At 74.9% G+C, this 14,978-nt stretch carries 14 protein-coding genes; 6 read left to right on the plus strand and 8 right to left on the minus strand.

Going from position 1 to position 14,978, the window contains the following annotated elements:
• Positions 1-15 precede the first annotated feature (15 nt).
• Together ACGFNF_RS09305 and hisC are read left to right on the plus strand one after the other, a co-directional pair.
• Entirely contained in the window at positions 16-1,083 is a 1,068-nt protein-coding gene (locus ACGFNF_RS09305; protein ID WP_393166804.1) for an RDD family protein, read from the plus strand.
• Entirely contained in the window at positions 1,080-2,183 is a 1,104-nt protein-coding gene (hisC, locus tag ACGFNF_RS09310; RefSeq protein WP_357578621.1) for a histidinol-phosphate transaminase, read from the plus strand. Before ACGFNF_RS09305 ends, hisC begins: the two co-directional genes overlap by 4 nt.
• 49 nt (positions 2,184-2,232) lie before the next feature.
• On the opposite strand, the gene ACGFNF_RS09315 is transcribed toward hisC, so the two are convergent.
• The 8 genes from ACGFNF_RS09315 to ACGFNF_RS09350 form a co-directional block, all read right to left on the minus strand.
• On the minus strand, positions 2,233-2,997 hold the full coding sequence (locus tag ACGFNF_RS09315; protein ID WP_393166806.1) for a hypothetical protein: 765 nt from the start codon (positions 2,995-2,997) through the stop codon (positions 2,233-2,235).
• 379 nt (positions 2,998-3,376) lie between these two features.
• Complete coding sequence (locus tag ACGFNF_RS09320) at positions 3,377-3,919, minus strand: hypothetical protein (protein ID WP_393166808.1); 543 nt, start codon at positions 3,917-3,919, stop codon at positions 3,377-3,379.
• Positions 3,920-3,978: 59 nt separating this feature from the next.
• Positions 3,979-4,512 (minus strand): hypothetical protein, encoded by a 534-nt coding sequence (locus ACGFNF_RS09325; protein WP_393166811.1) that lies wholly within the window; start codon positions 4,510-4,512, stop codon positions 3,979-3,981.
• 82 nt (positions 4,513-4,594) lie between these two features.
• Positions 4,595-5,875: a PQQ-binding-like beta-propeller repeat protein gene (locus ACGFNF_RS09330; RefSeq protein WP_393166813.1), complete on the minus strand. Its 1,281-nt coding sequence runs from the start codon at positions 5,873-5,875 to the stop codon at positions 4,595-4,597.
• Between the two features lie 230 nt (positions 5,876-6,105).
• Positions 6,106-6,582, minus strand: coding sequence for an SRPBCC family protein (locus ACGFNF_RS09335; RefSeq protein WP_393166815.1), 477 nt, complete (start codon positions 6,580-6,582; stop codon positions 6,106-6,108).
• A 102-nt stretch (positions 6,583-6,684) separates the two neighbouring features.
• Positions 6,685-6,894, minus strand: coding sequence for a DUF397 domain-containing protein (locus ACGFNF_RS09340; protein ID WP_393166816.1), 210 nt, complete (start codon positions 6,892-6,894; stop codon positions 6,685-6,687).
• A 176-nt stretch (positions 6,895-7,070) separates the two neighbouring features.
• Positions 7,071-8,270 (minus strand): fumarylacetoacetase, encoded by a 1,200-nt coding sequence (gene fahA, locus ACGFNF_RS09345; RefSeq protein ID WP_393166817.1) that lies wholly within the window; start codon positions 8,268-8,270, stop codon positions 7,071-7,073.
• On the minus strand, positions 8,267-9,139 hold the full coding sequence (locus ACGFNF_RS09350; RefSeq protein WP_393166819.1) for a hypothetical protein: 873 nt from the start codon (positions 9,137-9,139) through the stop codon (positions 8,267-8,269). Before ACGFNF_RS09350 ends, fahA begins: the two co-directional genes overlap by 4 nt.
• A 95-nt stretch (positions 9,140-9,234) precedes the next feature.
• Between ACGFNF_RS09350 and ACGFNF_RS09355 the strand changes: the two genes are divergently transcribed.
• The 4 genes from ACGFNF_RS09355 (at position 9,235) to ACGFNF_RS09370 (ending at position 14,973) form a co-directional block, all read left to right on the plus strand.
• Entirely contained in the window at positions 9,235-10,401 is a 1,167-nt protein-coding gene (locus ACGFNF_RS09355) for a homogentisate 1,2-dioxygenase (RefSeq protein ID WP_393166821.1), read from the plus strand.
• A 302-nt stretch (positions 10,402-10,703) separates the two neighbouring features.
• The gene (locus tag ACGFNF_RS09360) at positions 10,704-10,895 is read left to right on the plus strand and encodes a thiopeptide-type bacteriocin (RefSeq protein WP_393166823.1); all 192 of its coding nucleotides are present in this window, start codon (positions 10,704-10,706) and stop codon (positions 10,893-10,895) included.
• 109 nt (positions 10,896-11,004) lie between these two features.
• A complete protein-coding gene (locus ACGFNF_RS09365; protein WP_393166824.1) occupies positions 11,005-13,797 on the plus strand; it encodes a lantibiotic dehydratase in 2,793 nt (930 codons plus the stop codon).
• 48 nt (positions 13,798-13,845) lie between these two features.
• Positions 13,846-14,973 (plus strand): lantibiotic dehydratase C-terminal domain-containing protein, encoded by a 1,128-nt coding sequence (locus ACGFNF_RS09370; protein WP_393166826.1) that lies wholly within the window; start codon positions 13,846-13,848, stop codon positions 14,971-14,973.
• Positions 14,974-14,978: the final 5 nt, after the last annotated feature.

Below are 14,978 nucleotides of genomic sequence, written 5' to 3' on the forward strand. Positions count from 1 at the left end.
CAGCGAGGCCAGGCCATGAGTGTCGGACCGGGATGGTACGTCGACCCGGCTGATCCGGAGACCCGACGTTACTGGGACGGCGAGGGCTGGATCGGCGCACCGATCCCCGTCGACGCCACCCCGCCCGAGGGGCCGCCGCCGGCCGAGCCGCCACCCGCACCCGCCCCGACGTCACCCGCGGCCCCGGCGCCCGTGTCGGGCGCCCCCGCGGGCGGGCAGCCCTTCCCGGGGCAGCCGCACCCGGGGCAGCCGCACCCGGGGCAGCCGCACCCGGGGCAGGCCTATCCCTGGCAGCCGCCGCAGGGTCACGGCCACCCGCAGGGGCCGGGCCACCCGCAGGGGCCTCCGCCCGGCTGGCCGCCCGGTGGCGGTCCGCCGCCCGGCTGGCCGCCCGGTGGCTGGCCCGGACGGCCGCCGGAGCCGCGCCCGCACGGGCTCCCGCTGGCCGGGTTCGGTGCCCGGCTGGTCGCCCGGCTGATCGACTTCACGGTCGTCTTCGCGCTGAACGCCGTGGTGAACGGCTGGTTCGTCTGGCGGCTGGTCGAGGAAACCACGCCGTACTGGCGGGAGGTGTTCCGGCGGGCGATGGCGGGCGACAGCTCCACCGACAACCTGCCGCAGCCCAGCGAGCAGGCCGGCGGCCTCCAGGTCGTCATCCTGCTGATCGCCACCGCCCTCTGGCTCGCGTACGAGGTGCCGACGACGGCCTCGGGCGGGCAGACCTTCGGCAAGCGGCTGGTGGGCGTCAAGGTGCTGCCGGTGAGCGCGGACGAGCCGCTCGGCTTCGGCCGGGCGCTGCGCCGGTGGAACACCCTCGGCCTGCCCACCCTGCTCTGGTACTGCTGCGGCCTGGGCCTGCTGCTCCAGCTCGTCGACGCGCTCTCCCCGCTCTTCGACCACCCGCTGCGCCAGGCGCTGCACGACAAGCGGGCGCAGACCGTGGTGGTCCAGCTCCCCCGCAGCAGGCGCGGCACCACGGGCGAGCGCGGCACGCCGGACGACCGCACCAGCACGCGCGAGCCCACCACCACGGACGACCGCACCCCCGACGACCGCACCGACCCCTCGGGAGACACCCCATGACCGACCCCGGACGTCACCAGCCGGAGCTGCGGCTGACCCGCCCCGACCTGAACGCGCTGCCCAACTACGTGCCCGGCCGCAGCCCGGCCGATCTGGCCCGCGAGCTCGGCCTCCCCGAGGCGATCAAGCTGGCCAGCAACGAGGTGCCGTACGGGCCGCTGCCCGGCGTCGTGGAGGCCGTCGCCGGGGCCGCCGCCGGGGTGCACCGCTACCCGGACATGGGCGCGCTCGCGCTGCGCGAGGCGCTGTCCGAGCGGTACGGCGTGCACGTCGACCAGATCGCCACCGGCTGCGGGTCGGTGGCGCTGGCCGAGCACCTCGTCCGGGCCACCTGCCTGCCCGGCGACGAGTTCCTCTACGCGTGGCGCTCCTTCGAGGCGTACCCCATCATCGCGGCGACCAGCGGCGCGACAAGCGTGCGGGTGCCCAACGACGCCGGGCACGGGCACGACCTGGCGGCGATGGCGGCGGCGGTGACCGACCGGACCCGGCTGATCGTGGTCTGCAACCCGAACAACCCCACCGGGACGTCGGTGCGCCGGGCGGAGCTGGACCGGTTCCTGGACACGGTCGGCGAGGACGTGCTGGTCGTGATCGACGAGGCGTACCGCGAGTTCGTCACCGACCCGGACGTGCCGGACGGCCTCACCTACCTCGACCGGCCGAACGTGGTCGTGCTGCGCACGCTCTCCAAGGCCTGGGGCCTGGCCGGCCTGCGGATCGGCTTCCTGGTCGGCCAGCCGGCGGTGGCGGCGGCGATCCGCAAGGTCGTGACGCCGTTCTCCAGCAACATGGCCGCGCAGGCGGGCGCGCTGGCCGCGCTGGCCCAGGAGGACGAGGTACGGCGGCGGTGCGCCCTCGTGGTCAGCGAGCGCGACCGTGTGACGGAGGCGTTGCGCAAGCTCGTCCCGGACGTGCCGGACAGCCAGGCGAACTTCGTCTGGCTGCCGCTGGGCGACCGGGCGGTGGACTTCGGCAAGGCGTGCGAGGCGCGGGGCGTGATCGTCCGGCCGTTCGCGGGCGACGGGGTCCGGGTCACCATCGGCACCCCGGCCGAGAACGACGCCTTCCTGGCAGCGGCGGAGACCGCGCTGGCCTGAGGCAGGTGCCGGTCCGGTCCGCCATCCCCTCGCGGACCGGACCGGACTCTCAGGCGGCCTCCACCGGTTGCCGGATCCGGGCCCGACGGCGGTACGCGTGGACCGCGAACAGCAGCAGGACCAGTCCCGAGGTGGTCAGCCCTCCGGCGAGCACCTGCCCGGAGCGGTCGACGGCGCTGGTGGCCGCCACCGGTACGGGCCCGAAGCTGACCCTGCCGGTGGCGGAACGCTTCGTCCAGCCGCTGGCCAGGTCGAGCTTCGCCGCCCAGGGTCCGTCCGGCAGCCGGCGGTCCAGGGCGACCCGGACGGTGCTGCTGCCGTCCAGCGCGAGGGTGCCCGCCTCCACCTTCACCGGTCCCGCCGAGAGCCCGCCGGGCCCCTCGGTGAGCCGCAGCTCGCCTGCCAGGTCGAGCGCCCGCCTGCCGGTGTTGCGGACCTCCGCGGTGAGGACGGGGGTGCCGTCCTTCTCCCGCTTGCCGGTCAGCGGACCGATCTCGAAGCCGGAGGGCGGCTCCCCGCCTGGGCCGACTGAGAGGTAGACCCGGATCCCCGCCCGGCCGACGTTGCGCACGTTCTGTCCGTCCACGCCGGCGACCTCGGCCCAGATCACCGCGTACCGCTCGCCGGCCTCTGCCCTGCGCGGCACGGCGATGGTGACCAGGGCCTCCACCTCCTCGTCGGGTGCCAGCACCTCCTCCGCCGGCGCGACGTCGATCCAGCTGCTCAGCTCGTTCCCGGTACGGTCCGGGGCGAGGACGAACCCCTTCTTCGTGACGTCGGCGGCGGCGGAGTAGAGGGCGACCGTCCGCCTCACCCGCGAACTGTTCTGCACCATGATCCGCCGCTTGATCGTGGTGCCGGGGCGGACGTGGTCGACGATGTACCTGTGCGCCCGGGTGTCGTCCCGGCGGTCGACGGGGGCATCGAGCAGGCGTACCCCGACCGTGGTCGAGGGACCACTCGGGCTCGGCTGCGGCGAGGGCCTGGTGGAGGATCCGGGCGAGGGCTTGACGGAGGGCCCGGGCCAGCCCCTCCCCCCGTCCGGCGCGACGGCCGACACGCCCGCCTCGGGGACCTCCGGCGCGGCGAACAGCGGCGGGACCACGGCCGACGCCGGCGCGGGCCGCGCGGCCGACGCGGGCGCCCCGGCAGTGACCAGGACGGTCACCGCCAGGGCGAGGGCGCGGGCCCGGTCATGCCACCGAATGGGTGATCACCCCCCGGTAGGTGCCACCGACGGCGGTGGCCGGAACGGCGATCCGGATGTTCGGCTCCCAGGTGGCGGTGTTGTCGCCGCTGCCTGAGGTCTTCGAGAAGGCGGTGCGGGGCACGCTCAGGCTGACCGCGGCGGCCTGGGTGGGCTGCCCTGGCACGAGGGTGCCGGTGCCGGTTCTGCCGGTCTCGGTGCCGGACCAGTACTCCACCAGGGACGGCAGGATGGTCTCCTCGGGCGTGCCGCCGCCGGTGGTGAAGGAGCTGGCCGTCACCGTGACGATCCAGGTGGCGTTGAGCGCCGCCCGCTCGTCGGTGACCACGACGGTGCCGAGTTCCCCGGTGAGGACGCCACCGGGGAAGGCGGAGCCGAGGTTCACCGACGGAGGCACTCTGATGTTCAGGTCGGCGGTGGCGACGGTGAAGGTGACGATGGTGTCGCCGGTCGGCGCGGCCGCGGCGGGCGCCGCCATGGCCACCAGGGCGGCCGCGGCGGCGGTCAGGGTAAGAAGTGGCTTCCTCATGAGACGCACATTAAGCACTGCGATAGGGACAAGACCCCACATTTCAGACAATTCACCTATCAGGCGACAGAATGGGTGATCGCGCCTTGGTAGACGCCCCCGACGATGCCGGTCGGGAGGGCGATCCGGATGGTCGGCACCCAGGCCACCGTGTTGTTGCCGTTTCCGGCGGTCTTGCGGAACGCCTCGCGGGCGACGTTCAGGGTCACCGCCTGGGCGGAGGTGGGCTGGCCGGGCACCAGCGTCCCGCCGCCCGTGCTCCGCGTCGCCGGCCCGGACCAGTAGGAGACCCGGTCGCTTCCGATCGTCCGCTGCGCTCCGCCTGCGCCGGTGACGAAGAGGGTGGCGGAGACCGTGGCGACCCACAGGTTGGGGTTGACCTGGCCACGCGAGTCACGCACCTCGACCGTGCCCAACTGCCGGGTGAGCGTGCCGCCGGTGAACCCGCTGCCGAGGTTGACGGAGGCGGGCACCGTGATGTCCACCCCCACCGTCCGGGCCAGCCGGACCGTCCGGCCCGACGGCGCGGCGTCGGCCGGCGAGGCGGTGATGAGGATCAGGATCGCGCCCAACAGGGCTGCCAGGAAGCGCACAGTGGGACTATAAATAACTTATGTCCGATTTGTCGAGCAGCCGAGCCGGTCGGGGGTGTCACGACGCGACGCGGATCGCCGCTCACGTCGCCGCGAGGATCAGCGGCTCCGAGGTCAGGTAGTAACGCTGGTCGTCCGCCGTCGGGTCGACCGGCTTGCGGAGCCGCTCGACGGCCACGAAACCGCCGGCCGCGTACACCGCGCCGGGCACCCAGCCGATCCCGTCCGAGCCCACGTTGAGCGCGAAGAAGGACCGCTGCGCCCCCGTCGCCGGGTCCAGCGTCAGCAGGTCGTTCGTCTCCGTCAGCAGGTGCACCCGGTCGGGCTGGACGGCGAGCAGCCGCGCCTGCGCCAGGCCGGAACGGCGCCACAGCTCCGCGCCCGTACGCGCCGAGCGGCCGACCGCCACCCCGTCCACGACCGCCACGGCCGTCCCGCCGACGAGTTCGGCGTCCGGCCGGTCCAGGGCCGGGGCGGCGACCGGTTCCCCGGCACCGAGCAGCCAACCCCGGCCCGCGTCGTCGCCCGGCCTCGCCGTCCGCAACCCGGTGCACCCCGTCCGGCCGGTGCCGCAGCCCAGCAGGGTCGCCACCAGCTCGTCGCCGGCATCCGGCGGCCGCCAGCGCAGGCCCACCACCCCGGTCGCGGCGTCGCGGAACTCCACCGTCGCCGGCCCCGCGCAGGAGTCGACGGTGATCAGGTGTCCCGACGCGGTCGTGCCGAGCGCGTCCCGGCACCCGGCGACCGTGTCGCCCGGTGGCAGCGTGACGGTGACGTGCGACCGCCACAGTTCGCGGCCGTCGGCCAGGTCCACGGCACGCGCCCACTCCGCCCCGGCCGCCACCACCACCTGCCGCCCGTCGGGCGCGGGGGCCACGAAGATGCCCTGCGGATCCCAGACCGTCGCCGCGCCGGTGCGCCGGACCGCCCGCTGTCCGACCGGCGCCGGCCCGTCCGCTCGCCAGGCGACCCGGCCCGTCCGCGCGTCCAGCGCCACGAGCCGCCCGTCGGACCAGCGGGTGACCACCGTCGTCCCGCTCGCCACGACCCCGTCGAGCGCCGCCGGCCAGCGGCGGTACGACCAGTACGGGGTCGTCCGGTGCCGGCCGTCGACCGGGCGGTCGGCGTAGACCTGACGGTGGGCCGCGTAGACCCGCAGCCGGCCGTCCACGACGAGCGGGGCCACGGGAAGCCGGCCGATCACGCCGGCTGAGGGGGACGCGGCAGCCGGGTACCCGGCCCGCGCGGGCGTGCTGACCTCGGCGGGGGCGAGCACCCGGTAGACCGTTGCCGCGACGGCGACGGTGCCGAGCAGCGCCGCGACCGCCACCGCGATCCGCCGCCGGCCGTTCGGGAACCCCATGCCGCACCTCCGCCCGGCACCCTACCCAGCGGAACCGGTCAGGGCCCTGTCAGGTCACCGACGCCCGGGCGCTCCGGCGGTGACGTGCCGGGGGCATCCACGAAGCGCCCTGGGCATGCGCCTCGGTGCGCCTCAGACCGCCCGCCTCAGGCCGCCCCGCGTGCGCCTCAGGCCGCCCGCGGGCGCCTCGGACCGCCCCGCGTGCGCCTCGGACCAGCCCCGCGTGCGCCTCAGGCCGCCTCGGTCGCGTTGGCGGCCGCCGCGGCGGCGGCCAGGTCGGCGAGGTCCTGCCGCAGCGCGCGCTCGACCGCCCGGGCCGCCAGCCCGCCGAGCAGCAGCGCGACCACCCGACCGTACGGGGCGGTCGGCACCGCCTCCTGCTCGACCGTGACGGCGGTGCAGCCCCGGCGACGCCGCTCGACCGGGCGAAGCGCCCAGGTGATCCGGTAGTCCACGCCGGCGCCCCGCGAGCCGAGCACCAACCGTCGGGGCGGCTCGGCCTCGATGACGAGAAACTCCTCGACCAGCGCGGTGCCGTCGGGCTGGGAACGGGTCTCCCGCCACACGGTGCCTGGGCCGAACGGGCCGGCGGTGAGCACCTCCACCGGGCCGGTGAAGCGCCGGGTGCGGGTGGTCAGGTCGGTCAGCAGCCGCCAGAGGTCGACGTCGTGCGCCTCCACGAACTCCGTGACCGCCACCGTCGACATGCCACCTCCCGTGGCCCTGACGGTACGCCGGGTGAGCGCGGATCGGGGCCCCCGGAGCGGATTTTCCACCGCCGGGAGCCCCGATCCGGAGCGGTCGACCCGTCAGCGACCGAACTGGCCCGCCCGGATCGCGCCGACGAAGGCCGCCCACCCCGGCGGGCTGACCGCCAGCGTGGGGCCCGCCTGGTCCTTCGAGTCGCGTACGCCCACCACGCCGAGGTCGGCGACCAGGTTGTCCGCCACCTCCACGCAGAGGCCCTGGTCGTTGGAGCGGCTGCTGGTACGCCAGACCGCGCCCGGGAGATCGTTCATCGTCGTCACCTTCCTGTCGTCGGTACGCCAACCGGCGGCCGGGCCGGAACCGGAAGGGGGCGTCCGGCCCGGCCCGGCGCGGCATGGCGACGGAATCCGCGACGATCAACGCGCAAGCAACGGTCCCCGGTCGCACCAACTGTGCGACCGGGGACCGTCGATGATCGGAAGGTGGGTCAGCGGGCGGCGAGGACCTGCCCGGTCACCTCGCCCAGGGCGATCGTGGTGCCGTCCGGGCCGGGGGCGGTGGCGGTGATCGTCACCGTGTCGCCGTCCTCCAGGAAGGTGCGGGTCCCGCCATCGGCGAACTTCACCGGCTCGCTGCCGCCCCAGGTGAGTTCCAGGAACGAGCCGACCTGTCCCCGTTCCGGCCCGGAGACGGTGCCCGAGGCGTAGAGGTCGCCGGTACGCAGCGAGGCGCCGTTGACCGTGAGGTGGGCCAACTGTTGGGCCGGCGTCCAGTACATGGTCGCGAACGGCGGCTCGCTGACCCGCTCGCCGTTCCACTCCACCGACAGCCGCAGGTTCAGCCCGAGGTGCGGCACGTCGCGCAGGTAGGCGGCGACCGGCGGGTCCTGGTCGGGGGCGGGGACGAAGGCGTCGCCCAGCGCGTCCAGCGGGGTCACCCAGGCCGCGACCGAGGTGGCGAAGGACTTGCCCAGGAACGGGCCGAGAGGCTGATACTCCCAGGCCTGGATGTCGCGGGCCGACCAGTCGTTGACCAGCACGACACCGAAGACGTGGTCGGCGAAGTCGTCGACGGAGACCCGATCGCCCAGCGGGCTGGGCACGCCGACCACGAAGCCGACCTCGGCCTCGATGTCGAGGCGTACGGACGGGCCGGTGACCGGGCCCTGCGGGGTGGCCCGCTGCCCGCTCGGCCGCACCACCGGCGTGCCGGAGACGACCACCGTGCCGGCCCGACCGTGGTAGCCGATCGGCAGGTGCTTCCAGTTGGGCAGCAGCGGCGGCTGACCGGGGCGGAAGATCTGGCCGACGTTGGACGCGTGGTGCTCGGAGGAGTAGAAGTCGACGTAGTCGGCGACCTCGAACGGCAGCTGCATCCGCACCTCGGCCAGCGGCACCAGCAGCGGCTCCACCGCCGGCCGGTGGGCGGCGTCGGTGAGCAGCTCGGTCACCCGCTGCCGGACGGCCGTCCACTGTGGGCGACCGAGGGCCATGAAGTCGTTGAGGGTGGGCCGACCCAGCGTCCCGGCGGCCAGCACCAGGCCGGCCTCCTCCGCGCCGGCCAGGTCGAGCACGAAGTCGCCGATGCGTACGCCGACGCGCGGCGCGCCCTCCCCGCGGCGGAACACCCCGTACGGGAGGTTGGCGACCCCGTACGACGAACCGTCGGCACCCGTCACCCAGGTCATGCTTGAAAGCCCCCGTTCACCAGCCCCAGCCGGATCAGATCGGTAAGTGGTTCCAGGATGCTGCACGAGCCGAAGCCGATCCACAGCGGGCGCGGGGCGTCCAGCCCGGCCTCGGCGTACTGCACGAGCGGGCGCGGGTCGGTCGCGGTGAGCAGCTCGGCGACCGACTCCACGGTGGCGCCCCCGGCGGCGGCCAGCGTCGCGGCAAGCACGTTGACGAAGCCGTGGTGGGTGAAGCCGGTCTCCGGGTCGAGGTGCCGGACCGCCTGGTGCAGCCCGGCGGTCAGCTTGAACGGCAGGGCCCGGTCCCGGCAGGCGCAGATCACGGCGGCCAGCTCCGCCGGGGTGGGGAACAGCTCGGCCGCCAGCCCGCCGGTGCGGAACTTCGCGGCGATCGGCAGGCCGTCGGCGCGGGCGGCGGCGAGCGCGTCCAGCGCCCCCATCAGCCCGAACGTGAGCGGCAGCTCGGCGTAGACGGCGTCGAGGGTGGCCGGACCGGCACCGGCGCGGCGGGCCAGCGCCACCAGCTCGGTCAGGCCGGGCAGCGGGTCCTCGCCGCGCTTGGCGACCGCCGCCTCCACCTGGCGCACGTGGATGCGCGGGTCGGCCGTGGCCCGCACCTCGTCGAGCCGGTCGAGGGGCACGTCGCCGATCACCCCGACCGCGATCCGCTCGTCGGCGCCGAGCAGGCCCGCCACCTCGGGCAGCCTCGTGGCCGGGACCAGGAGCGGGCCGACCAGGTCGGCGTACCAGGAGGTGCGGTGCCGCCGGTGCGCGGCGACGGCGGCGGGCAGCGGCGCGCTGCCGGGCGGGAAGACGGCGGCGTCGTCGACGAGGCCGTCGACGAGCGCGGGCACCTGCGTTGACACGAGACAAGAATGTACGGGACGCTACAAGGAACGGACAACAGCGTCCGACTATCGGACGCCGTTGGATCGGTGAACGGGACGAACCGGGAGGCGAGATGCCGTACTACCGCAGCGTCGGCGAGGTGCCGCGCAAGCGCCACACCCAGTTCCGCCAGCCCGACGGCAGCCTCTACGCCGAGGAGCTGATGGGGCAGGAGGGCTTCTCCTCCGACTCGTCCCTGCTCTACCACCGGCACGCGCCGACCGCGATCGTGGCCGCCGAGGAGTTCACCCCGCCGGCGTTCACCCGGGTGCCGAACCTTCCGCTCAAGCCCCGCCACCTGCGCACCCACAAGCTCGCCGGCGCCGGCGCCGACCCGGTGCTCGGCCGGCAGTACCTGCTCGCCAACGACGACGTGCGCATCGCGTACGTGCTGGCGGACCGGCCGTCCCCGCTGTTCCGCGACGCCACCGGCGACCACTGCCTCTACGTGGAGTCGGGCACCCTGCGGGTCGAGTCCACGTTCGGCGTGCTCGACGCGGTGCCCGGCGACTACGTCGTCATCCCCACCTCGACCATCCACCGGCTGGTGCCCACCGGCGACGCGCCGACCCGGCTGCTCGCCGTCGAGGCGGCGGGGCACATCGGCCCGCCCAAGCGCTACCTCTCCGTGCGGGGCCAGTTCCTGGAGCACTCGCCCTACTGCGAGCGCGACGTCCGGGGGCCGGACGCGCCGCTGCTGGTCGACGGCGAGGACGTGGAGGTGCTGGTCCGGCACCGCCGCGGCTGGACCCGCTACACCTACGCCCACCACCCGTTCGACGTGGTCGGCTGGGACGGGCACATGTACCCGTGGGCGTTCTCCATCCACGACTTCGAGCCGATCACCGGCCGGATCCACCAGCCGCCGCCCGTGCACCAGACCTTCCAGGGCCCCAACTTCGTGATCTGCTCGTTCGTGCCCCGCAAGGTCGACTACCACCCCGACGCGATCCCGGTGCCGTACAACCACCACAACGTCGACTCCGACGAGATGCTCTTCTACACCGGCGGCAACTACGAGGCCCGGCGCGGCTCCGGCATCGAGCAGGGCTCGATCTCGCTGCACCCGTCCGGCTTCACCCACGGCCCGCAGCCGGGCGCCGCCGAGCGTTCCATCGGTGCGGACTTCTTCGACGAACTCGCCGTCATGGTCGACACCTTCCGGCCGCTGGACCTCTGCGACGCCGCGACCGCGTGCGAGGACGACGGCTACGCCTGGACCTGGGCCCGCCGGCCCTAGGCGGACGGTTCCGGGTGAGCGGTGCCGCGGTCCGGCAGAAGCGGACCGCGGCACCTTCGTTGCGCGCGGGGGCGGGCGGGCGTCGGCAGCCGCGTCCGCAGTGCCTCCTGCCTCCCGCGCATCAGCCGCGGGAGCGCACTTCCTTCTCATCGTCCGTCCACAGCCGTCGTACGGCCATCGGCGACTGGACGCTCGGACGAATAGTTCGTGGGCGGAGCTGACTAACATCTTGCGCACTGTCCATCTTGTCATCGACAAGTGCGCTTGTTAGTCGACGACATCCCCTGGAATCGGAGTACCCGATGCGCGACATGACGGCCACGCTGGCCGACCTCGAAGACCTCAACCTGGCCGACCTGGAGGTGTCCGACCTGCTGGAGGTGCACGCCGTGCGCGACGCGGTGGCCCTGCCGGAGACCGGCGCCTCGGCGAGCACCTCCGCCGTCTGGCAGTGGCTGGGCTACTCGTCCTGCGCCGCCCAGCTTCCCCAGTAGTCGTACCGGACCGGGGCTGACCGGTGGGGCCGGGAACGCCGACACGGGCGTTCCGCGGCCTCACCGGCTCGACCGGGGTCGGTGCCGACGACCGCGTACGGAGGAGACCGTGACAACCACCCGCCAATCCCCTGCCCCGCCGGTGTCCCCGGCACCGGGCGGCCGAGTCGCGCCGGAGGTCCAGGTCGCCCCGTACGTGCTGATCCGCAGGACGGCTGTCGACCTGCCGGCTGCCGGTCCGGCCGGACGGCACCTGCGTCGCCTCCAGGACCAGCTCGTCGATCGACTCATCGAGTGCCGGGCCCTCGGACCCGAACTCACCGAGGAGCTGTACCGGCTCGGCGGTCAGGCGCCGACGGCGTACCGCCGGTCGGTCCTGCTACCGCTGCGGCGGGACGTACACAACGACCGGTCGCCAGCCAGCGACCTGCGCGCCCGGCTCGGCGACCTGCCCGACCGGCTGCCGGCGCTGGGGCGCTGGTTGCGGGCCCGGGCCGAGATCGACCGGCTCACCGGCGCCGTCGACGCCGGGTCGGCTGCGGCGCTGGCCGAGGAGCGCGTCGCACTCGCCGCCCTGTGCGGCAGCGAGCCGTTCGGCCGGGCGGTCGCGTTGACCAGCCCTGAGCTGCTGGCAGCGGTGCAGCGGACGGCGGCGCGCGGCGGCGAGCCGGACGCCCGGGGTCGCAAGTCCGAACCCACCGTGCTCCGTTACGCGTTGCGGGCAACCACCCGGACCAGCCCGCTCTCCTGGTTCACCATCGTCGGCTGGGCCCCCTGGCCGGACGCGGAAGCCGTCCCCGCCCCGCTGGCGTCCCCGCCCGGCGGGGCGCTGCCGACCCACCTGGACCTCGCGGCGGGCCTGGACGTGACGGCAGCGGGAGAGCCGGTGGCGGTGACCCGTCCCCCCGCCAGCCTGGTCGCCAGCCTCTTCCTGGCCGGGACCAGCCGCCCGGACCAGATGCTGCGCACCCCGCACCGGCTCGCGCCCGGCACCCGCGTGCAGGACGGCCACGTGGTGTTCTACCGCGAGCACCCGACGACCGGCGCCGACGGCACGCCGGTGATCCGGGAGGAACGGGTCCGGATGCCGCTGCGGCCCGCGCTGGGCGCGATCATCCGGGTGCTCCGCGCCGCACCCGACGGACACCCGCCGGCGGAGCTCGTGGCGGCCCTCGGCCGAGGCGCCGCGCGCCCCGCCACGGATGCCGCCGAGGCCGAGCGGCTCGCGCGGCGTCTCGTCACCCAGCTCTGCGACGAACGCCTGCTGGTCCCGGTACCGCCGACCACCGAGCACGACCCGGCGGCGCTGGCGGCGATCGCCGACTGGCTCGGCGACACCGGTGCCCCCGCCCTCGCCGACCAGGTACGGCACCTCGACAAGGACATCCGGGCGCTGGCGGACGTCGACGCGGCGCGGCGCGGCCCGCTAGTACGTCGGATCGACGCCGGCTGGCACGAGGCCCTGCGGCAGCTCGGGGCCGCCGCACCGGCCCAGGCGCCCGTCACCGAGGATGTCGTGCTACCCGGGCCGGCACGCCTGACCCGCCGGCCCGCGGACACCGCCGACCTGACCGCGCTGACCAGCCTCGCGCTGCTGTTCGACGAGGACCAGGTGCTGCGTCGGCTCCTGCGACACCGGTTCGTCGAGCGCTACGGTCCCGGGGCCCGCTGTGCCGACCTCGGCCAGTTCTTCGCCGAGATCGGTGCCGGCTTCGACGACCTGCCGACGGTGACCCCGGACGGGGCCCTGGTGGGCGGTCCGATCGCCCGGGTGCCCGAGCTGGCCCAGCTGGCCACGCTGCGGCAGGAGGTGGTCCGGGCGGTACGCGCCGACGGCGGGAACGACGGCGTGGAGACCGTCATCGGTGCCGATCTGGTCGCCGAGGCGGCCGCGGCACTGCCCCGCTGGCTGCGGGCCCGGCCGGTGTCGTACGCCTTCTTCGGTCAGCACGGCCCGGACGGGTCGCTGCACCTCAACCACGTCTACGGCGGCTGGGGCCGGTTCACCAGCCGCTTCCTGGACCTCTTCGGCGACCCCGGCATGCGCGCCGCGGTGACCGCCCAGCTCCGCCGGGTGCTGCCCGGCCGGGTGGCCCAGTTCCGGCCGGTGCACGGCTTCAACGCGAACCTGCACCCGCTGCTGCTCGGCGAGGACATCGGCGACGACCAGCGGTTGGGCGGGCTCGACCTCGCCTCGGTCGAACTGGTGCACGACCTGGCCGGCGACCAGATCCGGCTGCGCGATCCGGCCACCGGCGACCTGCTCGACGTGCTGTACCTCGGGTTCCTCTCGCCGCCGGCGCTGCCGGCCCGGGTGGCCGCGCTGCTCGGCGACCTGGGCAGCGGCGAGGTGGGGCTCCGTCACCTGGCCGCGACCCGGACGGTGGCCGGCCCTGGCGGACATGCTGTCGTCTCCGACCGGCTCCGCTGTGGCCGCGTCGTCCTCGCCCGCCGGAGCTGGCGCTTCGACGAGGGCGCCGAAGAGCACCTGCGCGGGCTCGGCTCGCCGTCGGTCGCCGCCGCCGCGGCGCTGCGGGCGGGCTGGGACCTGCCCGACCAGGTCTTCCTCAACCAGGGCAGCCGGCACGGCGGGCAGCCGCCCGCACCGGGCAACGCCGCGCAGCACCCCGGCGCCCCGGCGCGGCAGCCGTCGGAACGTCCGTCCGCCCTGCCGCCTCCCCCGGCGATCGCCGGGCTCCGGGAGGCGATCGCCCGGCCCAAGCCGCAGTTCGTCGACCTGGCCAGCCCGCTGCACCTGCGCTGCGTGCCCCGATGGCTCGGGCGGATCGCCGGCCGGCTGGTCGTCGAGGAGGCCCTGCCCCGCCCCGCCGGCCACGACCGGCCGCACCGGGTCACCGAACTGGTCGTCGAGACCTACCTCCCGGCGGCCTCCCGTGACTGACCGGCGCCGGCCGTCCGACCGCAGCATCGAGCCGAGTGGAGCCCAGCCATGACCGAGCCGAGCACGACCGGACTGACTCCGACCACCGACGTCGTGTGCCACTACCACGAGGAGGCCAAGGCATCGCTGCTGCGCGACGCCGTCCTGCCCGTCGCGGAGCGGTTGCGCGGTGCCGGGCTGGCCGTCCACCTGGAACGGCACTGGTTGCACGGCCCGCACGTGCGCCTGCGGCTACGCGGCCCCGAGGCGCAACGGGCCACGGCCGCCGCCGAGGCCGCCGAACGGTTGCGTGGTCACCTGGCGGTGGCGCCGTCCCGGGCCGGGCTCGACGAGGAGCTGCTGCTGCGCCGGTCCGAGGCGGCCGGCCGGGCGGAACTCGTGCCGCCCCCGTACGACCCGATCCACCCGGACAACACGGTGCTGGTGACCGACGGCGACCAGAGTGCGCTGGCCGCGCTGCTCGGCACGCCGGGTGCGGTCGATTGCCGTGCCGACGTCCTCGCCGCCGGGCTGGCTCCGGTGCGGGTGTCGCTCGACCAGCTCGCCCTCGTCGGGGACGCCCAGGCCGCCCGGGTGGGCGTCGTGGTCACCGCCATGGCCGCGCACGCCGACACCTGGCCGGGACGGCTGCTGTCCGGCTACCACACCTTCCTGTCACACCTGGAGGATTTCCTCTTCGGCGAGCGGGACGACCTCCTGCGCCCGCGCTTCGCCGCCTTCGCCGACCGGGCCGGCGGGAGGTACCACGACCTGGTCCGCCAGGCGTCCACGCCGGACACCGCCGAGCCGGTGGCGGCGGCGTGGCGGGCGTGGAGCTCGGCCGCGTGGCGGATCGCCGAGCGGGCGTACGACGCGGGCGCGCTCGACGGGGCGTTCTCCGCCGAGTTCCGGCGACGCACCACCTCGTTCGACGACGCCACCGCGATCCGGTGGGACCTGAGCCGTCGCGGGGCGAGCGCCTACCACCAGGCGCTGGAGGCGTCGGGCTTCCAACGGGTCGCCGCGAGCCGCGAGTTCCAGGTCTACCGGTTCTGCACGAACATGCTCTACCAGCTGCTGACGCTCTGCGACGTCGCGCCGCTGGAGCGGTACCTCGGGGCCTATCTGCTCGCCGAGGCCACCCAGGAGATCCACGGCGTGACATGGCAGGACGCCCTCCCCGCCCGCACCGGGTGACCCGG

Origin of the sequence: Micromonospora sp. NPDC048868, from assembly GCF_043198195.1 — a bacterium.
In the GTDB taxonomy this organism is placed as follows: domain Bacteria; phylum Actinomycetota; class Actinomycetes; order Mycobacteriales; family Micromonosporaceae; genus Micromonospora; species Micromonospora reichwaldensis.

Excerpts from the sequence above, each read along its gene's own strand:
- ACGFNF_RS09305 (WP_393166804.1), top strand. The coding sequence starts at position 16 with ATGAGTGTCGGACCGGGATGGTACGTCGACCCGGCTGATCCGGAGACC.
- hisC (WP_357578621.1), top strand. The coding sequence starts at position 1,080 with ATGACCGACCCCGGACGTCACCAGCCGGAGCTGCGGCTGACCCGCCCC.
- ACGFNF_RS09320 (WP_393166808.1), bottom strand. The coding sequence starts at position 3,919 with ATGAGGAAGCCACTTCTTACCCTGACCGCCGCCGCGGCCGCCCTGGTG.
- ACGFNF_RS09330 (WP_393166813.1), bottom strand. The coding sequence starts at position 5,875 with ATGGGGTTCCCGAACGGCCGGCGGCGGATCGCGGTGGCGGTCGCGGCG.
- ACGFNF_RS09335 (WP_393166815.1), bottom strand. The coding sequence starts at position 6,582 with ATGTCGACGGTGGCGGTCACGGAGTTCGTGGAGGCGCACGACGTCGAC.
- ACGFNF_RS09340 (WP_393166816.1), bottom strand. The coding sequence starts at position 6,894 with ATGAACGATCTCCCGGGCGCGGTCTGGCGTACCAGCAGCCGCTCCAAC.
- fahA (WP_393166817.1), bottom strand. The coding sequence starts at position 8,270 with ATGACCTGGGTGACGGGTGCCGACGGTTCGTCGTACGGGGTCGCCAAC.
- ACGFNF_RS09355 (WP_393166821.1), top strand. The coding sequence starts at position 9,235 with ATGCCGTACTACCGCAGCGTCGGCGAGGTGCCGCGCAAGCGCCACACC.
- ACGFNF_RS09360 (WP_393166823.1), top strand. The coding sequence starts at position 10,704 with ATGCGCGACATGACGGCCACGCTGGCCGACCTCGAAGACCTCAACCTG.
- ACGFNF_RS09370 (WP_393166826.1), top strand. The coding sequence starts at position 13,846 with ATGACCGAGCCGAGCACGACCGGACTGACTCCGACCACCGACGTCGTG.